Source organism: Bacillus sp. es.034, from assembly GCF_002563655.1.
In the GTDB taxonomy this organism is placed as follows: domain Bacteria; phylum Bacillota; class Bacilli; order Bacillales; family Bacillaceae_B; genus Rossellomorea.
The window spans coordinates 1,996,539-2,014,187 of record NZ_PDIY01000001.1 but is presented as its reverse complement, the minus strand read 5'-3'; the positions used below and the strand labels follow the sequence as shown (position 1 = coordinate 2,014,187).

12 protein-coding genes are annotated in these 17,649 nt (G+C 37.5%); 3 read left to right on the top strand and 9 right to left on the bottom strand.

Annotated features, from left to right (window positions below):
* Positions 1–48: 48 nt before the first annotated feature.
* Positions 49–1,167, bottom strand: coding sequence for an alanine dehydrogenase (gene ald, locus ATG71_RS10135; protein ID WP_098439490.1), 1,119 nt, complete (start codon positions 1,165–1,167; stop codon positions 49–51).
* A 241-nt stretch (positions 1,168–1,408) separates the two neighbouring features.
* Between ald and ATG71_RS10130 the strand changes: the two genes are divergently transcribed.
* Positions 1,409–2,737, top strand: coding sequence for a purine-cytosine permease family protein (locus ATG71_RS10130; RefSeq protein ID WP_098439489.1), 1,329 nt, complete (start codon positions 1,409–1,411; stop codon positions 2,735–2,737).
* A gap of 98 nt (positions 2,738–2,835) precedes the next feature.
* Here the strand turns inward: ATG71_RS10130 and ATG71_RS10125 are convergent, their stop codons facing one another.
* The 4 genes from ATG71_RS10125 to licT form a co-directional block, all read right to left on the bottom strand.
* On the bottom strand, positions 2,836–4,275 hold the full coding sequence (locus tag ATG71_RS10125) for a glycoside hydrolase family 1 protein (protein ID WP_098439488.1): 1,440 nt from the start codon (positions 4,273–4,275) through the stop codon (positions 2,836–2,838).
* 21 nt (positions 4,276–4,296) lie between these two features.
* Positions 4,297–5,724: a 6-phospho-beta-glucosidase gene (locus ATG71_RS10120; RefSeq protein ID WP_179886643.1), complete on the bottom strand. Its 1,428-nt coding sequence runs from the start codon at positions 5,722–5,724 to the stop codon at positions 4,297–4,299.
* Between the two features lie 81 nt (positions 5,725–5,805).
* Positions 5,806–7,755 (bottom strand): beta-glucoside-specific PTS transporter subunit IIABC, encoded by a 1,950-nt coding sequence (locus ATG71_RS10115; RefSeq protein ID WP_098439486.1) that lies wholly within the window; start codon positions 7,753–7,755, stop codon positions 5,806–5,808.
* Positions 7,756–7,898: 143 nt separating this feature from the next.
* Positions 7,899–8,729, bottom strand: a complete 831-nt coding sequence (gene licT / locus ATG71_RS10110) for a BglG family transcription antiterminator LicT (protein WP_098441785.1) — start codon at positions 8,727–8,729, stop codon at positions 7,899–7,901.
* A 309-nt stretch (positions 8,730–9,038) separates the two neighbouring features.
* On the opposite strand from licT, the gene ATG71_RS10105 reads away from it, so the two are divergent.
* A complete protein-coding gene (locus tag ATG71_RS10105) occupies positions 9,039–9,713 on the top strand; it encodes a cytosine permease (RefSeq protein WP_098439485.1) in 675 nt (224 codons plus the stop codon).
* Positions 9,714–9,801: 88 nt separating this feature from the next.
* Here ATG71_RS10105 and ATG71_RS10100 read toward each other — a convergent pair whose 3' ends face one another.
* From ATG71_RS10100 to ATG71_RS10085, 4 genes are all read right to left on the bottom strand, one after another.
* Positions 9,802–10,524, bottom strand: coding sequence for a hypothetical protein (locus ATG71_RS10100; RefSeq protein ID WP_098439484.1), 723 nt, complete (start codon positions 10,522–10,524; stop codon positions 9,802–9,804).
* A 98-nt stretch (positions 10,525–10,622) separates the two neighbouring features.
* Positions 10,623–12,581, bottom strand: a complete 1,959-nt coding sequence (locus tag ATG71_RS10095; RefSeq protein ID WP_098439483.1) for an AAA family ATPase — start codon at positions 12,579–12,581, stop codon at positions 10,623–10,625.
* A 523-nt stretch (positions 12,582–13,104) separates the two neighbouring features.
* Entirely contained in the window at positions 13,105–13,554 is a 450-nt protein-coding gene (locus ATG71_RS10090) for a hypothetical protein (protein ID WP_098439482.1), read from the bottom strand.
* 2 nt (positions 13,555–13,556) lie between these two features.
* On the bottom strand, positions 13,557–14,201 hold the full coding sequence (locus tag ATG71_RS10085) for a S1 family peptidase (RefSeq protein ID WP_098439481.1): 645 nt from the start codon (positions 14,199–14,201) through the stop codon (positions 13,557–13,559).
* A gap of 777 nt (positions 14,202–14,978) precedes the next feature.
* Here ATG71_RS10085 and ATG71_RS10080 point away from each other — a divergent pair.
* Positions 14,979–17,519 (top strand): HNH endonuclease family protein, encoded by a 2,541-nt coding sequence (locus tag ATG71_RS10080; RefSeq protein ID WP_179886508.1) that lies wholly within the window; start codon positions 14,979–14,981, stop codon positions 17,517–17,519.
* Positions 17,520–17,649 lie beyond the last annotated feature (130 nt).

Genomic DNA, 17,649 nt, shown 5'->3' with positions numbered 1-17,649 from the left:
ACACAAAAAAAGCCGACTGAACATTCCCATGCAGTCGGCTTCCTGTTGTTATTGTTGCTCTAATTGAGTTCTAGTATCTGAGTAGTCTACAGTATGTGCTTCAGCAACCGCCTGGTACGTAACATATCCATTCAATGTGTTAATACCTTTTAATAAAGCTTCGTTATCTAAGCACGCTTTTTTGTAGCCTTTGTTTGCGATTTGAACCGCGTAAGGTACAGTTACGTTTGTTAATGCGATGGTAGACGTACGTGGTACGGCACCAGGCATGTTGGCAACGGCATAGTGTACAACACCGTGCTTCACGTATGTTGGATCGTCATGCGTTGTGATGCGGTCTGTTGTTTCGAAGATTCCGCCTTGGTCGATGGCGATATCAACAACAACTGAACCAGGTGTCATTGCTTTGATCATCTCTTCTGTCACTAGTTTAGGTGCTTTCGCTCCTGGAATCAGTACAGCTCCGATGACTAGGTCTGCTTCTTTGACAGCTTGTTCAATATTTAACGGGTTGGACATAAGCGTTGTTACGTCGCTACCGAAGATATCATCAAGCTGACGAAGGCGATCCGGGTTAAGGTCAAGGATCGTGACGTTGGCACCAAGTCCGACAGCCATTTTCGCTGCATTCGTACCGGCAACTCCTCCACCGATGATCGTTACTTTACTGCGGCGAACCCCAGGGACACCTGAAAGTAATACACCTTTACCACCGTGGATCTTCTCTAAGAACTGGGCACCGATTTGAGTCGCCATACGTCCAGCCACTTCACTCATCGGAGTCAGTAATGGAAGGGCACGATTCAGTTCAACCGTTTCGTACGCGATTCCGACTACTTTATTATCAATTAACGCTTTCGTTAATTCCGGCTCTGGAGCAAGATGTAAATATGTAAATAAGATAAGCCCCTCGCGGAAATAAGAGTACTCACTTGGAAGTGGCTCTTTTACTTTCATGACCATATCCATGGACCATGCTTCCGCTGCAGAATCAACGATGTGTCCACCTGCTGCTTTGTAATCTTCATCTGTAAATCCTGAACCCATTCCCGCTCCAGCTTCGATGTAAACGTCATGTCCGAATTGAACAAGGTTCACAACACCAGCTGGCGTCATGGCCACACGATTTTCGTTGTTTTTAATTTCCGTTGGTACACCAATACGCATACTAAGCCAACCTCCTAAATGCACTATTGCTCCTTGGAGCATTTACTTCCTAAATATAACACTATTCATATATAATAGCGAAGGGCAATTACTCACCCTGTAAGCACTTACATTCTAACAAATAAATAAGGAAATATCTCTACTTTTCTTTAAAAAAATAAATGATTATTTCTTCGCTTTTTTTCAAAAATTCTTTAAAATAGAAACCATGCATCCTAGTATACCCAAAGGAGACCAACTTATGAAACAACCCATGATCGAACGGCTCGGACTCGAAAAGGTCCCACCACAATTAAAATCAACCACATGGATTGAATACTTCATCATACAGCTCGCCTTCTCCGTGAATGCAGGAAACTTCCTAATCCCGGCACTCGCCGTCCTGGAAGGCGGATTATCCTTTAAGGCAGCGTTCATCGCCACCGTACTCGGAGCAAGCGTCGCCTTCCTATTCGTATCATTCTTATCATTACCGGGCTCCCGCTACGGCCTGCCCGCCCAATACGTCCTGAGGTCTATCATCGGAACCCGGCTGTCGATGCTCATCGCATCCCCCATCCGGTCCCTGACGTCCCTCTACTGGTTCAGCGTCCAAACCATCGGAGGAACCTTCGTCATCATCTCCATGGTGGAAAAAGTAACACCGTACACCATACCATTCGTCCCGGTCGCCATCGGACTCGCCATCATCATGACCCTTCTAGCACTCATCGGCTTCGAAGCCGTCAAAAAAGCGACCAAACTATTCATCCCGATCCTCGTGATCGGCCAGGGCATCATCCTGTACCTCTTCCTAACAAAAGGAGCCGATTCCCTCCCAACACTAACACAAGGACAGGAACCCTTCTCCATCGGAACGTTCCTATTCTACTCAAGCCTCGTCTTCGTCCAATACATCTCAGGCGTCAGCGCATCCTCCGACATCACCCGCTACAGCAAGAGCGACCGCCACGGATTCTGGGGGCTGTACGGAGGAAACGTCGTCGGATTCATGATGACGGCACTGCTTGGGGGATTGAGTGCCAGCTTGTTCAAAGATCTGAATCCATTTGTGGCAGCGGGTCAGCTTACTGACTCAAGCCTGCTTCTGTTGGTGATCACGGCTTGTGCGATGGTATCGATGATTTCGATTAATCTCAGTAATGCGTATACGGGGGGATACAGTCTGCTTAATGCACTGCCGTCCCTGTCGCGAATTCAAAGTGCACTGTTGTTCAGTATTGCCGGTATTATTTTAAGTTCATTCCCGCAGCTGGTTTATAATGCGCAGGAGTATATTTCTTATCTGGGGATCCTGATTATTCCGATATCGGCGATTGTGGTGGCTGATTATTTGGTGATAAGGAGAGGAAGGATTTCTGAGAGTGCGCTTGTGAGGCTGGCGAGTGGGGAGTCGAATTTTAATCGGGAGGCGTTGTATGTTTTAGTGATTGGGATGGTGATTTATTTGGTGATTCCGGATTCGTTTTCGCCGGGGTTTAGTTGTTTTATTTTCACCTCACTCCTGTATACCCTCAGTAAAAGCTTAGGTAGATCTGAAAGGCAGAATCCTATTCAAAAACTTGGTTAAAGAGAGAAAGGGAACCTCATGATGAGGTTCCCTTTTTATGAGAGCTTATATAAAAATTTTAAAGAAGAGAATACAAAGCACTAATCAAAATAAGAGAATTAGAGATTCTCTCCATTCGAACGGATGACATCTTTATACCAATAGAATGATTTCTTTCTACTTCTTTCCAGTGTTCCGGTTCCATCATCATGTTTGTCAACATAGATGAAACCATATCTCTTGGAATATTCTCCGGAAGAAGCACTCACCAAGTCGATGCAACCCCATGAAGTATAACCAATGAGGTCCACGCCATCTTCTACTGCTTCGCCCATCGCTTTAATATGATCACTCAAGTAGTCAATACGGTAATCGTCGTTGATGCTGCCATCCTCTTCGACTTTATCGTATGCTCCCAAACCATTTTCAACGACCATCAGCGGCTTTTGATAGCGATCGTATAACTCGTTCAGTGCGATACGAAGGCCAGTAGGGTCGATTTCCCAACCCCAGTCACTTGCTTTCAGGAATGGGTTCTTCACACCGCCAATCAGGTTTCCTTCTCCCATTTCCTCTGATGTTTTCTCCTTTTTCTCTGTTCTGGACATGTAGTAACTGAAAGAAATGAAATCGACCGTTCCTTCTTTGATCGTCTCCAAATCACCCTCTTGCATATCAATCACAATATTATTTTCTTTGAAGAATCGATTTGCAAACGAAGGGTATTCTCCACGCACTTGAACATCTCCGCAGAAGAAATTAAACATTCTTCCATCCTCCAACGCAAACATAACGTTTTCCGGATTCGAATCATAAGAATACGTTGGTGCATAAATCAGCATATTGCCAATCTGTGACTCAGGAATGATCTGGTGTCCAAGTTTAACAGCAATGGCACTTGCGACAAATTGATGGTGCAGCCCTTGAAAACTTTCCTGCAGACGTGTTTCGTCACTAGTCGCAGAGAAGCCTAGGCCGAATAATGGGAAGTGTGTTGCACCGTTGATTTCATTGAATGTCAGCCAATACTTCATTTTATCTTTATAGCGGTTGAAAAGAACCGTCACATAACGCTCAAAGAATTCAACCAGTTTACGATTTTTCCACCCGCCATATTCTTTAATCAAATGTAACGGAGTTTCATAGTGAGCGATTGTCACCAATGGTTCGATTCCGTGTTTATGAAGTTCATCAAAGACACGGTCATAGAATGCTAACCCTTCTTCATTCGGCTCAAGCTCATCGCCTTTAGGGAATATCCGGCTCCAGGCAATACTCATACGGAACACTTTGAAGCCCATTTCCGCAAATAGAGCAATGTCTTCTTTGTAACGATGATAAAAATCAATCGCTTCATGGTTTGGATACGTATATTTTTCTGTATCTAATTCAAAATCAAAACCAGACTTCGATAGAAGCTCTAACCGGGCTTTCCCTCCAGGCAAGACATCTGCAAGGTTCGGCCCTTTGCCTCCTTCATTGTATCCACCTTCTAATTGATTGGCAGCTGTCGCGCCGCCCCATAAAAAGTTTTCCGGAAATTGATATGTTTTACTCATACTATTACCTCCAAATTTTTTTTATAGATCTTCACCATTTGATTTGATTACGTTTTGATACCAAGAAAAGCTTTTCTTTTTCTTTCTATTTAACGTTCCATGACCTTCATTATCTTTATCGACATATATGTAGCCGTATCTTTTCTTCATCTCACCTGTTGACGCACTTACAATGTCGATTGGTCCCCAGCTTGTATATCCGATTAGCTTAACACCATCTTTAACGGCTTCTTTCATTTGCTCAACATGTTTACGCAGGTAATCGATTCGATAATCATCCTGAATTTCGCCATCCTCATTAGGAACATCATGGGCACCCAATCCATTTTCTACAACAAATAAAGGTTTTTGATAACGGTCATGTAATTGATTCATGGTAATCCGGAATCCTTTCGGGTCAATCGTCCATCCCCATTCCGACTTCTTCAGATAAGGGTTTTCAATTGAAGCGAATACATTTCCTGATGTTTGCTGCTTGAGAACGTCTGGATCTGTACTTGTCGCACGGGATGCATAATAACTGAATCCAATATAATCGACGGTACCGTTCTTCAGAATTTCTTCATCTTCAGGATGCATGTCAATTTCAATGTCATTCTCATTCATAAAGCGTTTGGCGTAACCAGGATATGCCCCTCTTGCTTGAACATCAATGAAGAAGAACGATTCCCGATCTTTATCCATTCCATCCCAGACATCATCAGGATTTGCAGTATATGGATAGGTCATCCCGGCAGCAAGCATGCAGCCGATTTGGAATTCCGGATTAATCTCATGTCCAGCTTTCACAGCTAATGCACTGGCAAGCAGCTGATGGTGAGCCGCCTGATACTTAATTTGGTTCTTGTGATCACCTTCTTTGAAAATAAGGCCAGCCCCCACAAAAGGTAAATGAAGCAGCATATTAATTTCATTGAATGTCATCCAGTATTTCACTTTATTTTTATAGCGGTTAAAAATGATTTTGGCATATCGCTCAAAGAACACAACCAGTTCTCTATTTCTCCAACTTCCATACTTTTCTATCAGATTGACGGGAACATCAAAGTGAGCAATCGTGACAACCGGCTCAATATTATATTTTGCTAGTTCATCAAATACATCATCGTAAAATTTCAGACCATCCTCGTTTGGTGTTTCATCATCACCATCAGGGAAGATCCTTGCCCACGAGATGGATAGTCTCAAAGCTTTGAAACCCATCTCCGCAAAAAGAGCTATATCCTCTTTATAATGATGATAGAAATCGATTGCCTCATGTCCTGGATAAAATTCATTCTGATCCGGTACCAGACGTTCAATATTTCCCTTCATTATGTCCCAACGTTTTTTTCCAGTCGGAAGTAAATCTACAATGGTCAACCCTTTTCCACCTTCCAGGTACGCCCCTTCAGCCTGGTTTGCTGCAATGGCGCCTCCCCAAAGAAAACCGCTTGAAAAACCATTCATTTTTTCCATACTATTTCCTCCCTAATCATAGAAAAGACCAGATATGGTTTTCACTTTGTAAAAACCATATCTATTCAATTACTAAGCTCTTAGATCTGCTAAGTTATTTCCACTAATCTCAACGGTTTTCTCTTCTGGTGCTTTGATAGTAATTAATGGATCATTTGTGTTAACTGCTGCCACTTTTGTAACTTCCAAGCCTGCAAAGTTGCTGTGATTTGTAATGATCACGGGTGTTACTAATTCGTACCCTGCTTCTTTAATTTTTTCAATATTGAATTCAACAAGTAGATCTCCTGCATTAACTCGATCTCCTTGTTTAATATGAGCGGTAAAGTGTTCACCATCTAATTGAACCGTATCAATCCCTACATGAATCAGGATATCCACTCCTTCATCTGAGGAAAGGCCGATAGCATGCTTTGTTTTAAATAATGTTGTGATCGTTCCAGTGACTGGTGCAACCACGCGTCCTTCCGTTGGTAAAACAGCGATTCCTTTTCCCATTGCCTCAGAAGCAAAAACTTGATCAGAAACTTCACTTAATGGGACGATCTGGCCTTTTAATGGACTGTCAATTGTGACATTTCGCTTCGCTGTACTGTTTGTTTTTACTTCAGGCGTTTCATCTTTGTTCACGCCGCCGAAGAAGTAAGTTAAAACGAAACCTAAAATTGTGGCTACTAGGATGGCCCCGACGAATCCCCAGAAAGCTGTGTTCATACCTTCTACAGGATGGATGAAACTAGGGAATCCAAATACCCCCAATCCACCCATAACGTGTAATTTTGTTCCAAATAACCCAATCATTCCTCCACCAATCCCAGCTGCAATACAGCTGATGATAAATGGCTTTTTCTTCGGTAGTGTAATTCCATAGATAGCTGGTTCAGTTACCCCAAAGATACCAGAGATAAATGCAGGCGCACTTAGAGTTTTTAATTTTGGATCTCTTGTTTTTAACCAGACTCCAAGTACAGCACCTGTTTGTGCGAATGAAGCTGCGAAAATCATGGCTAAAATAGGATCAAATCCTTGTGTTGCCAAGTTATTAAAGGCAACCGGGATAAGGCCCCAATGCAAACCGAAGATAACAAACACTTGCCAGAAAGCCCCAAGTATAATTCCTGCAATAATCGGGCTTAAATCATATACCCAAATGGTTCCTTGACCAACAAAATTGGCTGCCCAAGTGGCAATCGGTCCAATAACGATAAATGTTAAAGGTACAACAACAAGCAAAGTCAAAGTTGGAACTAAGAATGTTTTCACAACAATTGGTATAACTTTAGCAAATCCCCGCTCTACTTTTGCAGCGAAGAAAGAGGCTAAAATAATTGGAATAACACTCGATGAATAAGTCATTAAAATAACTGGGATTCCCAAGAACTCAATAAACACCGGTGATTCAAAAAGGGTACCTGCAAATAATGTATAAAGCGGTTCACCCGCAGTTATTGTCGACAAAGCGGGATAAACCAGTGCAGAACCAATGATGATCCCCAAGAAAGGTGTTCCGCTAAATTTCTTCATTGCTGTATATCCAAGGATTACCGGCAAGAAATAGAACAGCGCGTCACCCGTTGCATTTAAAATTTGATAAGTCCCGCCTGTATTGGTTAACCAACCCAGCGCAACAAATAAAGCAGTAAAACCTTTGATCATACCTGCTGCTACTAATACACCCAGAATTGGTGTGAAGATTCCGGAGATCAAGTCAATGAAACGTGACAATAGATTCCCTTTATCCTCTTCTTCGACTTCATCCTGTTCTTGCCTGGATGAAAAGCCTCCTATTGCTGTAACTTCCTTATAAACCTCTGGTACATGATTTCCTATAACCACTTGATATTGTCCACCGCTTTGCCTAACCGTTACAACACCATCTAAATTTTTCAGTTCATCTGTTTTTGCTCTTGTTTCATCTTTTAGTTTAAAGCGAAGTCTTGTAATGCAATGGAAAACGCTATTAACATTTTCCTTTCCACCAACTAAATCTAAAATTTGTCTTGCTAGTTGCTGATGGCTCATGCCATACACCCCCAAATAATTTTGAAGTAAATTTTTATAAAGAAAAAAACCTAAACTACGTGAAGAACAGACATAGAACACCTGTCATTCCCGTAATTTAGGTTTTGCCTCTCAGAGTAACAATCCTAAAATGGAATCAGTAATTATCTTCTTTTTACAACGCGCTCAATATGAATCGTCAAGTAAAGGATTTCCTCTTCTGTTAACTCATAGTTGTATTGCTTTCCCACAAAATTTTTGATTTTTATTGAACATTGATAAGCATCGGGATACTTATTCATAATGACATGTAAAAGATCGTCCTTCTCACCTTTATAATGCTCTCCTTTGATAAGCCGGTTTGCAAAGAATTTCAAATGCGTGATAAACCGATGATAGTTCAACGAGTTCTCATCAAAGTCAATTTTAAAACTGTATTTCACGATGGTTAAAATATCTTGAATTACCTTTGTCATGTCAACTGTGTTGGTCATCTCTTCATTCAGCTGGGCATTCACGATATGGAGTGCAATAAACCCGGCTTCGTCTTCAGGTAAAAGACAACCGAACCGTTCACATATCATATTCAAGGCTTCAAGCCCAATTTCAAATTCCTTTTTATAAAGATTCTTCGTTTCCCAGAGCAATCCATTTTTAATTGGAAGATTTTGATTATAACGTTCAATCGCAAAATGAATATGGTCGGTTAAAGAAATGTAGATACTATCATTGAGTTTCGTTCCAAGTATCTCCTTGGCGTAATGTATGATCTTTTCCGAAAGCTCCATGTACTCTATAGGAATTTCAGCAATTAAGGTTTTGAACTTTTTTGAAATATCCTGGTCTTCCAACGTGAAGATCTTTTCCAATTTACCTTCATCAATTTCTTCTCCAACACGCTTATTAAAGGCTATTCCTCGACCCATCGCAATTACTTCCTGCTTGCCTTTCATGGTGACAATCACATTGTTGTTCAATATTTTATTAATCTTCACATTGTCCACCCCCGATAACAAAAAAGGCAAAACCCTCCCCTTTTTAAGGAATCGGTTTTGCCTGATTTAACAGTAACAATCCGTTCTGTATGCGCTTTCTTTCATGATACTAAATACTCATTGTATATGCAAGCTTTTTTTAATGAAAAGAATAACTAATCTGAAAATTTGTATAAAGTGTTTTCCTTATTATACTGTTCAAAATCGGGGTATCAGAACCCCACTGCTATAAAACTTCATCCTACCAGAGGTTCTGACTCAAATATGTGAACGTTCCTATTCTACTCAAGCCTCGTCTTCGTCCAATACATCTCAGGCGTCAGCGCATCCTCCGACATCACCCGCTACAGCAAAAGCGAACGCCACGGATTCTGGGGACTGTACGGAGGAAACGTCGTCGGATTCATGATGACCGCACTCCTTGGAGGATTGAGCGCCAGCTTGTTCAAAGATCTGAATCCATTCGTGGCAGCTGGGCAGCTGACCGACTCCAGCCTGCTTCTATTGGTGATTACGGCTTGTGCGATGGTGTCTATGATATCTATTAATCTTAGTAATGCTTATACAGGGGGATACAGTTTGTTGAATGCACTGCCTTCCCTCTCGCGGATCCAAAGTGCCATGTTGTTTAGTATCGCTGGAATCATTTTGAGTTCGTTTCCGCAGTTGGTTTATAATGCGCAGGAGTATATTTCTTATCTGGGTATCCTGATCATTCCGATATCGGCGATTGTGGTGGCTGATTATTTGGTTATTCGGAAAGGGAGGATTTCTGAGAGTGCGCTTGTAAGACTGGCGAGTGGGGAGTCGAATTTTAATCGTGAGGCGTTGTATGTTTTAGTGATTGGGATGGTGGTTTATTTGGGGATACCTGATTCTTTTTCGCCGGGGTTTAGTTGTTTTATTGTAACTTGTATTGTTTATGTGGTTAGTAAGGTGCGAGAGAGGATAGAAGAACAGGATTCTATTCAGAAACTTGGTTAAGTAGAGAAAGTGAACCAATTGGTTCACTTTCTCTACTTACTATTTCAATAGTAAAGACGCTAGTACATTTAATAAAATCCAAATTACTTTACACGTCATCGTCACCGACCAAATACATATATAAGCCTAATTTCAAATGCTTTAAATCTGTTAGCTCAACACCTTTATCAAAAATCTCATATTCTGCATCTTTCCAGAAACCATTTGGATCTTTTCCTTTGTTATCATTTAAAAAATTCTCAGTAGCGACTTTTTTAATAACTTCCCTTAATGTAGGAACAAAGTCAAATTCCTGCACCTCAGAATTAACAATAACTTTAAAACCTGTTGGAAGTCCACTAACACCTATTATAGGAGTAACAACTGCAGTATGGTTACCCGAACTAAGTCTTTTTAATCTCTTCACATCTAAAAAACAAGTCCAGTCCAACCAGTTATTACGACTTCTTATTACCCCATAATTCTCAAAGCATGGAAAAACTAAACCTACATGTGACCTTCCTGATGCCCATCTCTGTAATAAATCTACTTGCCCAAATGTTCCAATTGGTTTTGTTTTCACATACCTTACTTTGGCTTTATTATCAATTTTAAATTTGTAAGTATTTCTTTCTTTATTAAAAGTTTCTGGTGCTTTATATTGCAAGTATAATGGAAAAGCATATTGTTTAAGCTGTGTATCAAACCCGTATACGGCTTCACGCCTTTGGGTTGGTCCATATGTCCATACATCATATCCACTAGAAACTGCATCATAATGGAGCGCTGAAGTAATATTTAGTTCAGCGGTTTTTTCTGAGATCAATGGCATAAAAATTCTCCTTAAAATCTTCTTCGGAAAAATCGGGTTCAGGCTCCAGGAATATTATTTCTTGAAAGTAGTGAGTGCCTGGGGCCAAATCTGCTAGATTAGTCCTCTAGATACTTCTTTATCAATACAAAAAGCTCCGGTAACTCCCCTCTTTCTTGAGATGTATACTTTTTAGCTATGAGAAATTTGTTATAGTGGTCATCTAAAAAATCAAAAATTTGCTTCTTTTCATCAAAAGGTACTAATTCTGTAGGTTCAAGTATGGATAGTTCTTCAGGTTTTATTCTAGAAGATATTGTACCTTCTTTAAATTTAAATTTACTAAATATCCTCTTTAAGTTCTCATCATCCGTACCAAGTATTACTTCTTTCACTGAGTTAAAATATTTTAATGGATTCAAACAATCTTCCATCTCTGTAGGATTATAAAAACCCGATTTTGAGACAGCTTGCAATTTCACCTTCTCGGTTCTATCAGGTTGTATTCTTGCTAGTTTTAATTTACCTTTAATATCACTACTAATTTCAATGTCATGCATGATGTCATCAGTATCAATTAAGCAAAGTACTTTGCTTTCAATGGCTTTCTTTTCTTCCTTTTCTAAAAAAGGAGTAAAAAGATATCTATAAATTTTTATTACATTACCACAACCGCCTACACTTAATAGACGTAGATTTTCTACTTCGTTTAAATAATGAGATAAATAAAGTTTATCATCGCTACCTTCACATATAATCCAGTGACATTTATCTGATCGAATTGAACTCAGTATTGAAGCTGTCAAATCAAAATAACTTTTCATTTGAATATCTTCAGGTAATGATCCTCTTTTTTCAAAATAATTATTTAAGTCAAAAGAATTGATGTTAACCTTATTCTCTCCGTCAATCTTATCATCCAAATGTTGGACATTCCCAACACTTGTTATAGGTAATGATCCATACCAATGAGTTGTCAATATTAACTGATTCTCTCCTACAAGTTTATGTAATCTATCAAATTGACCAAATGCTTTTGAAATATGTAATGAGTTCTCTGGTTCGTCTATTGCTAATATTACTTTTCTTTTATTTGTTTTTGTATTATTTTGTAAAAAAGCAGTCGCAATATCTATTAATGCTATTCGTTGTTCTCCAGAGCTTAATTCATAGATTTCTTTTTTATCTTTCTTCAAGGTTCTAATGGAAAAATATGCTTCTAAGATTCTACTTCTAACATCCAGTGGTGTTAGATTTTTTTTGTAGCCATGCTCTACTTTATAAGCATAATTTTCGTCTATTAAACCAATAGTATGATTTATAGTATTCATATACTCATCAAGGTTAGTGTTTAAGTACTCCATTAAGCTAACTTTTCTAGTTGTTCCATTTTGTTTAGTGAACGTTTTATCGTTTAAAATATTGTCAATTTCCTCCAAAATATCTGTACTCATTAAATCTTGCATTTCTTTATTTTCAATTTTAATAACTTCACTAGTAATCGATTCTACGGGAATATAAATGTATGAGTAATATTCTTTAATAATACTTATTAACATAATATCCCTACAATCAATCCCGAGTTCTTTAAGTTTGTTGTCAAGATGTGTAGTGAAAGTACTATAGTAAACTTTTGATTTTTCATTAAAATCCATTCCTAAGAGGAAAAATAAATATTCATTCTGCCCATACTTATATTTCAATTCATCTCTAAATTGAAAAAACTTTAAAAATCCATCGTTATTTTTTAAGTTTCCATTCGCATCCGCTTTAATATTCCAAAAATAATCACTTAAATTAGATAATATTTGATAGTATTTATCGCTGATGTTATCTTTTATTTCGTCTTTTCTTATTAGAAACACAGGTGCTATGAATGCTTCATCTGCCTTTGTGTTTTTTGTTCTATTCCAATTACCGTTATTAAAAAAGGTGTTTAAACTTTCTAGAACGGAGCTTTTCCCAACTGCATTATTACCTATAAACAGAGCAAATGGATTTTCATAGTCGTTGCAGATTGGTACAAAGTTAAGTCCTTGATAAATTTTATAATGTCTACATAAAAGGCCAATTATCATCTAATACTCCCCGTTTATATTTATTTAACAATATTATTTTCGGCAAAGTTAAATAGAATTAAAGAAAAAGACTATATATTTTTTGTCGTTGTCCCCCTTACGTTTATACTTTACCTTTCCAAGGATCTAACCCCAATAAACGATAATGGTAAAAAGTATCCCTTTAATAGAAAATTCAGTATTATGAATTCTAATTTATTGGGATTTCCAACGATTTGAAAATTCAAAACACTATTAACGTAATTTCAAAGAGTATAGTTGTTTACCTAAATATGAAAATGAAACAGGGCCAAATACAAAGTACACCGACTCTTCGCCGTACAGAGAAACTGGCCCCTTTATTCCTAAAAATTCATAACCATTTTTTAAATCGTACATAGAACGAGAAAAGGCCACGACCAAGAGGATTAGGCTACATTTTTCAACATCAGTTCCGCAACTGTTACCACATGCCTAGAGTGCTCGTTGTAGATAACATTCCCTAAAGAGCAGTAGAATTCAGCTCTCAAAAGATATAAGGCTATTATGAGTTTTCCGACGTTTCCATTGCACACCAAGCATTTAATGAAGTCTTAGCAATCATCATAAATATTATTACAACTGCTGGTGCAATGAAAGTGGCAGCCAAACCAACTTTAGCACCAATTAATGCTGAAACCATTGAAACAATAGTAGAGTTGTTCTCTTTTGTTTGAGTTAGTTGTGCTAATTCATTTCGATCAGCTTCATATTCGGGATTTCCACATAGTAACTTGTGGATTTCTTTTTTTAGTAAAGGTAAATATTTCTTCTCTGGCTGAGGCTGACCAGTAAAGGGTGATGTATTATCGACAGATGCTTCAATCCAAGCTAGAGCAGTCTCTTCAAGAGATTTAGAAGCTAATAGTTCCGATATAATTTCCTTTTGATAATTTGGTAGTGCCTCCAACCAAGTTGATTCCTTTTGATCAGAAAAGAAATTGATATCCTGCATTTTCACAACATCCTCTCTAAGTAACTCGCTGACACAGCATGAGTTGTCTGATGCAATGTCTGAGGGTCAATTCCACCTAGACTAATTCCACCCTCGATGGTGGGAACATAAGCTCCAATAAGTATACCAATCAAAGTACCATCTGATGTACGAATAACTGGACCACCAGACTGCCCTGGTCGAGCTTGAATATTTAAAACAAAATGTTTAGACTTGATTCCTTTGGAACTAAGAAGGATTTTCGCACCTACTTCGCAAGACTGTTGAGTCAAAACAATTCTACCTAAATTTGAGTGAGGAAACCCTATTACAGTAACTACTTCTCCTGGATTCGTTCCATCAGCCTTCTCTAATTCAATATTTGATTGAGCAGATACATCTCCTTGTAAAGACAAGATGCAAAGATCTCTTAAAGGGTCTATTGCCTCAATTTCCACAGGAATAAGCTTACTTTGTTGGATTGTGGTATCCTGGTATCCAGACTCATAATTGGTGTTTAATCTAATAAATAGGTTTTTATTACTTCCGTTTACTACATGTGCTGCTGTTACTAATAGGTTCTGTTTATTTAACAATGTACAAGTACCTGATGCGTAATAGATATCATCAATTAATCTACCTATTGAAAAGACAACATTCTCAAACATTGTAGTACCTCCATTTCCTAAAAACGTGGTGAGCCCCCAACTCATTAACGCCTCACCGAGCTGAGGGTCTAACCCTATAGATGAACTACTAGCTTTGATCCTTGGTTTAAATTTACTGGTTGTGTTCCTATAGAGATACTTGTTCTTCTCTCTTCAATATAAACTAAAATCTTACTACGCACTTTCTCTTCGTCTTTGCTGATGAATTCTGTATGAAGATTGCTGAGTAGACTCTCAATCCTTTGTAAAGGTAATCTTAACTTATCCTCCACATCTAACCGGTCGATATCTTGTTTAAGATCCTACAACACTTTACTATAATCCATTTAAACAGCTCCATTTAATTTAATAGATACATAGTTATATATTACCATTTATTAACTAGTTATACACTTAAATTCACCTGGATAGGGATAGTGCGATTTTGATGTCTTCTGAGTTTGTGCTTTTATTCGGCTTCGCACATTCCGGCGGTTGCAGGGAGCAGGCACAATGAAAAGGAGGGGCAAACTGATTAGAAGCCTTGCTTTCTAAAAGAAAATATGGGGCAGGACAGATCCCATAACACTCAAACTCGGGATCAGACCCTGGCAGATTAATACTTCAACGTGACAAGGGACAAACCCCAACACCATTTCCACGTCTATCTAAGTGTTTAATTTTGAAGTGAGTCCTGCAAGTATTCAAGATACAAAATTTCATTGCTATGGAAAATTAGAGGAAAATGGAATTTTTTGTAGAATATGGACTTATAGAATGAAATGGAGGCACGTCCTGATGGCAGAACTGTTTTTAAAAGATGAAGAAATTAAGGAAATCTTTAAATCTCATATAAAAATCGAGTCAAAAGTAATGTCAATTGAAACCCTATTTGCCAATGAGAGACGTACAAGAAATACAGTTTATGACCCTTACTATCAACGTAATTATGTTTGGGATACTGACAAGGCTTCCTACTTTATAGAAAGTATTTTACTTGGTACAGAAATCCCGCCTTTAGTATTTTTTAATACTGGTAAGAATATAGAAGTTATTGATGGTCGTCAGAGGTTCGAGACAATAAAAAGGTTTAAGGAAAATAAATTTCACTTAACTAAAAAAGGTTTAAGTGTTTTTTCAGATTTACAGAAAAAAAGTTTTGAGGATTTTGATCTCGGCTTGCAAGATGTTTTTTGGGACACCAAGATTCGAATAATAGAATTTAGTGTGGTAAATGAACCAAAATTAGATGATAGGAAAGAAGATCAAATTAAAAAAGAAATTTTTCGTCGCTACAATTCTGGAATCACCCCGTTAAGAAATGCTGAAATTGAAAAGGCTATCTATATTAATAACGATACTACTACTTATTTTAAAAAAAGGTTTAGAGAAGATGAAACAGATTACATAGATTTTCTAGACCTATTCTTTTCTGAAAGGGAAAAGGAAACCTCAAAAAAGGGGATTACTTTAGAAAAAGCAATGCAGAAAGTTAGATTATTTTTAGTATTACATAACTTACCAATAAATTATTACAGTACCCTACAAAGCCGGAAAGATGTTATACAACGTTTTTTTGAAAATTTAAGTAATACTACTTTTGATGTAGAGGTCCTTTACGAAAGCTTTATAAGTAAAGTTAATTTTATCAAGGAAATTAAAAATACCCTGGAAGCAGCTCGAGTAGAACATAATAAACTGGTATTCGAATGTTTATTTTGGTCATTTACTACCCTTGAACAAGAAAAATTCAATATCGAAAAACTTAATACACTTCTGGTTAAGAGTAAATTAGTACAGTTTATCTCTGACAATCTTCATATTTACTCTACTGAAAATAGTCATTTCTATAAGGAAATGAAGGAGAGGTATACTGGAACTGCATCCTTTTTTGAGGAACTACTTAACGTAAACTTAGAAGTTTATATTAAAAATAATATGAATACCCAACAGAAAATCAAAAAAATTATGAATAATACCCCGGATACAAATGAATTGATTGAGGAATTTGAAACTCTTCGATTAAATAAACCCGATGCAAGTACAACTACCATTGATGATATTTGTAGACAGATGAATAGAAAACGCTTTTTATTAAGACCTTCTTATCAAAGAGGTGAATCTATTAATCAAATGAAATCGTCTGCAATAATTGAAAGCATACTCTTGGGGATAAAATTACCACCTATATTTATATTCAAGCGCCAGGATGGAATTTTAGAAGTGGTGGATGGTCAGCAGAGGCTATTATCAATTTTAGGATTTATTGGTGAAGAATTTTTGGATGAAGAAGGAAACAGAAGACAGTCTGAAAAGAACAAATATAAATTGAATAAACTTAGAATATTGAATGAGTTAAACGGTCAATCATATGATGATTTTAGTGATGAAACCAAGGAAAAAATACTTGACTTCAATTTATCACTCGTTACAATTGACTCTAAGATTAATCCACAATTCGACCCAATAGATTTGTTTATTCGTTTAAACAACAAGCCTTACCCCATACGAGAAAATACCTTTGAAATGTGGAATTCCTATATAGATATAGAAATTACAAAAAAAATCAGATCCTTGGCAAGCAAGTATGATAAATGGTTCTTTTCAAGACTTAAGAATACTCGTATGGAAAATGAAGAATTAATCACGACGTTAGCATACTTCGAATACAAGGCAGAAAACCCAGATTCTCATAATGACTTAGATATTTATCAAAGAAATGACAAAATAAATTTCAGGGTAAAATCCAAGACAGAAATAACTAAACTATTAAATACTGCCTCTGAACAAGAAAAAGTTAAAAATGCTTATATTAAGTCGATTAATGCAATAGACTCCTTTGTTAAGAAACTAAAATTGTTACTTGTTGAAAAAGATGTTACTGAAAACTTGGAAGAGTATCTAAAGAAAGAACTTGATGAGTTATTTTATCTATCACAAAAAAAGACAGCTAGAAGAACATTGCAGAATTTTTATGCATTATGGTATGTGTTATCAAAAATCCCTTACGAAATAGTAAGAAATAAACGAATTGAAATGAAAGAGGAAGTCACAAATTTATTTAGGTATACAAAATCACTACCTTTCGACGACCAAAATGGAGTCGGGCTATCAAAATACAAGTTAATGATAGATGATTTTTGGGAGAAATACAGTGTTGACGAAAGAAAAATAAAACTGTCCAATGAAGAAAAGCAAGAGCTACTTAAAAAGCAAAACAACGTTTGTCCTCTTTGTAATTCTCTCCTCTTTATATCAGATGAAAGTGAAGTGGACCACAAAGTACCCCTTGGTATTGGAGGCAGTGACAAATTTTTTAAACCTTCAATTAACGCATAAAAGTTGTAACAGAAAAAAAGGTATTAAACAATATTAAAGTATTGAAAAAAGAAATGGATTATACAATCGGGGGACGGTTCTTATTCTACCTTTGGAGGAATTCTGGTGTACGTCGAAAGAATAAGGTAGT

Excerpts from the sequence above, each read along its gene's own strand:
- ATG71_RS10115 (WP_098439486.1), bottom strand. The coding sequence starts at position 7,755 with ATGAGCCATCAGCAACTAGCAAGACAAATTTTAGATTTAGTTGGTGGA.
- ATG71_RS10125 (WP_098439488.1), bottom strand. The coding sequence starts at position 4,275 with ATGAGTAAAACATATCAATTTCCGGAAAACTTTTTATGGGGCGGCGCG.
- ald (WP_098439490.1), bottom strand. The coding sequence starts at position 1,167 with ATGCGTATTGGTGTACCAACGGAAATTAAAAACAACGAAAATCGTGTG.
- ATG71_RS10090 (WP_098439482.1), bottom strand. The coding sequence starts at position 13,554 with ATGCAGGATATCAATTTCTTTTCTGATCAAAAGGAATCAACTTGGTTG.
- ATG71_RS10100 (WP_098439484.1), bottom strand. The coding sequence starts at position 10,524 with ATGCCATTGATCTCAGAAAAAACCGCTGAACTAAATATTACTTCAGCG.
- ATG71_RS10120 (WP_179886643.1), bottom strand. The coding sequence starts at position 5,724 with ATGAATGGTTTTTCAAGCGGTTTTCTTTGGGGAGGCGCCATTGCAGCA.
- ATG71_RS10095 (WP_098439483.1), bottom strand. The coding sequence starts at position 12,581 with ATGATAATTGGCCTTTTATGTAGACATTATAAAATTTATCAAGGACTT.
- ATG71_RS10085 (WP_098439481.1), bottom strand. The coding sequence starts at position 14,201 with ATGTTTGAGAATGTTGTCTTTTCAATAGGTAGATTAATTGATGATATC.
- ATG71_RS10130 (WP_098439489.1), top strand. The coding sequence starts at position 1,409 with ATGAAACAACCCATGATCGAACGGCTCGGACTCGAAAAGGTCCCACCA.
- ATG71_RS10080 (WP_179886508.1), top strand. The coding sequence starts at position 14,979 with ATGGCAGAACTGTTTTTAAAAGATGAAGAAATTAAGGAAATCTTTAAA.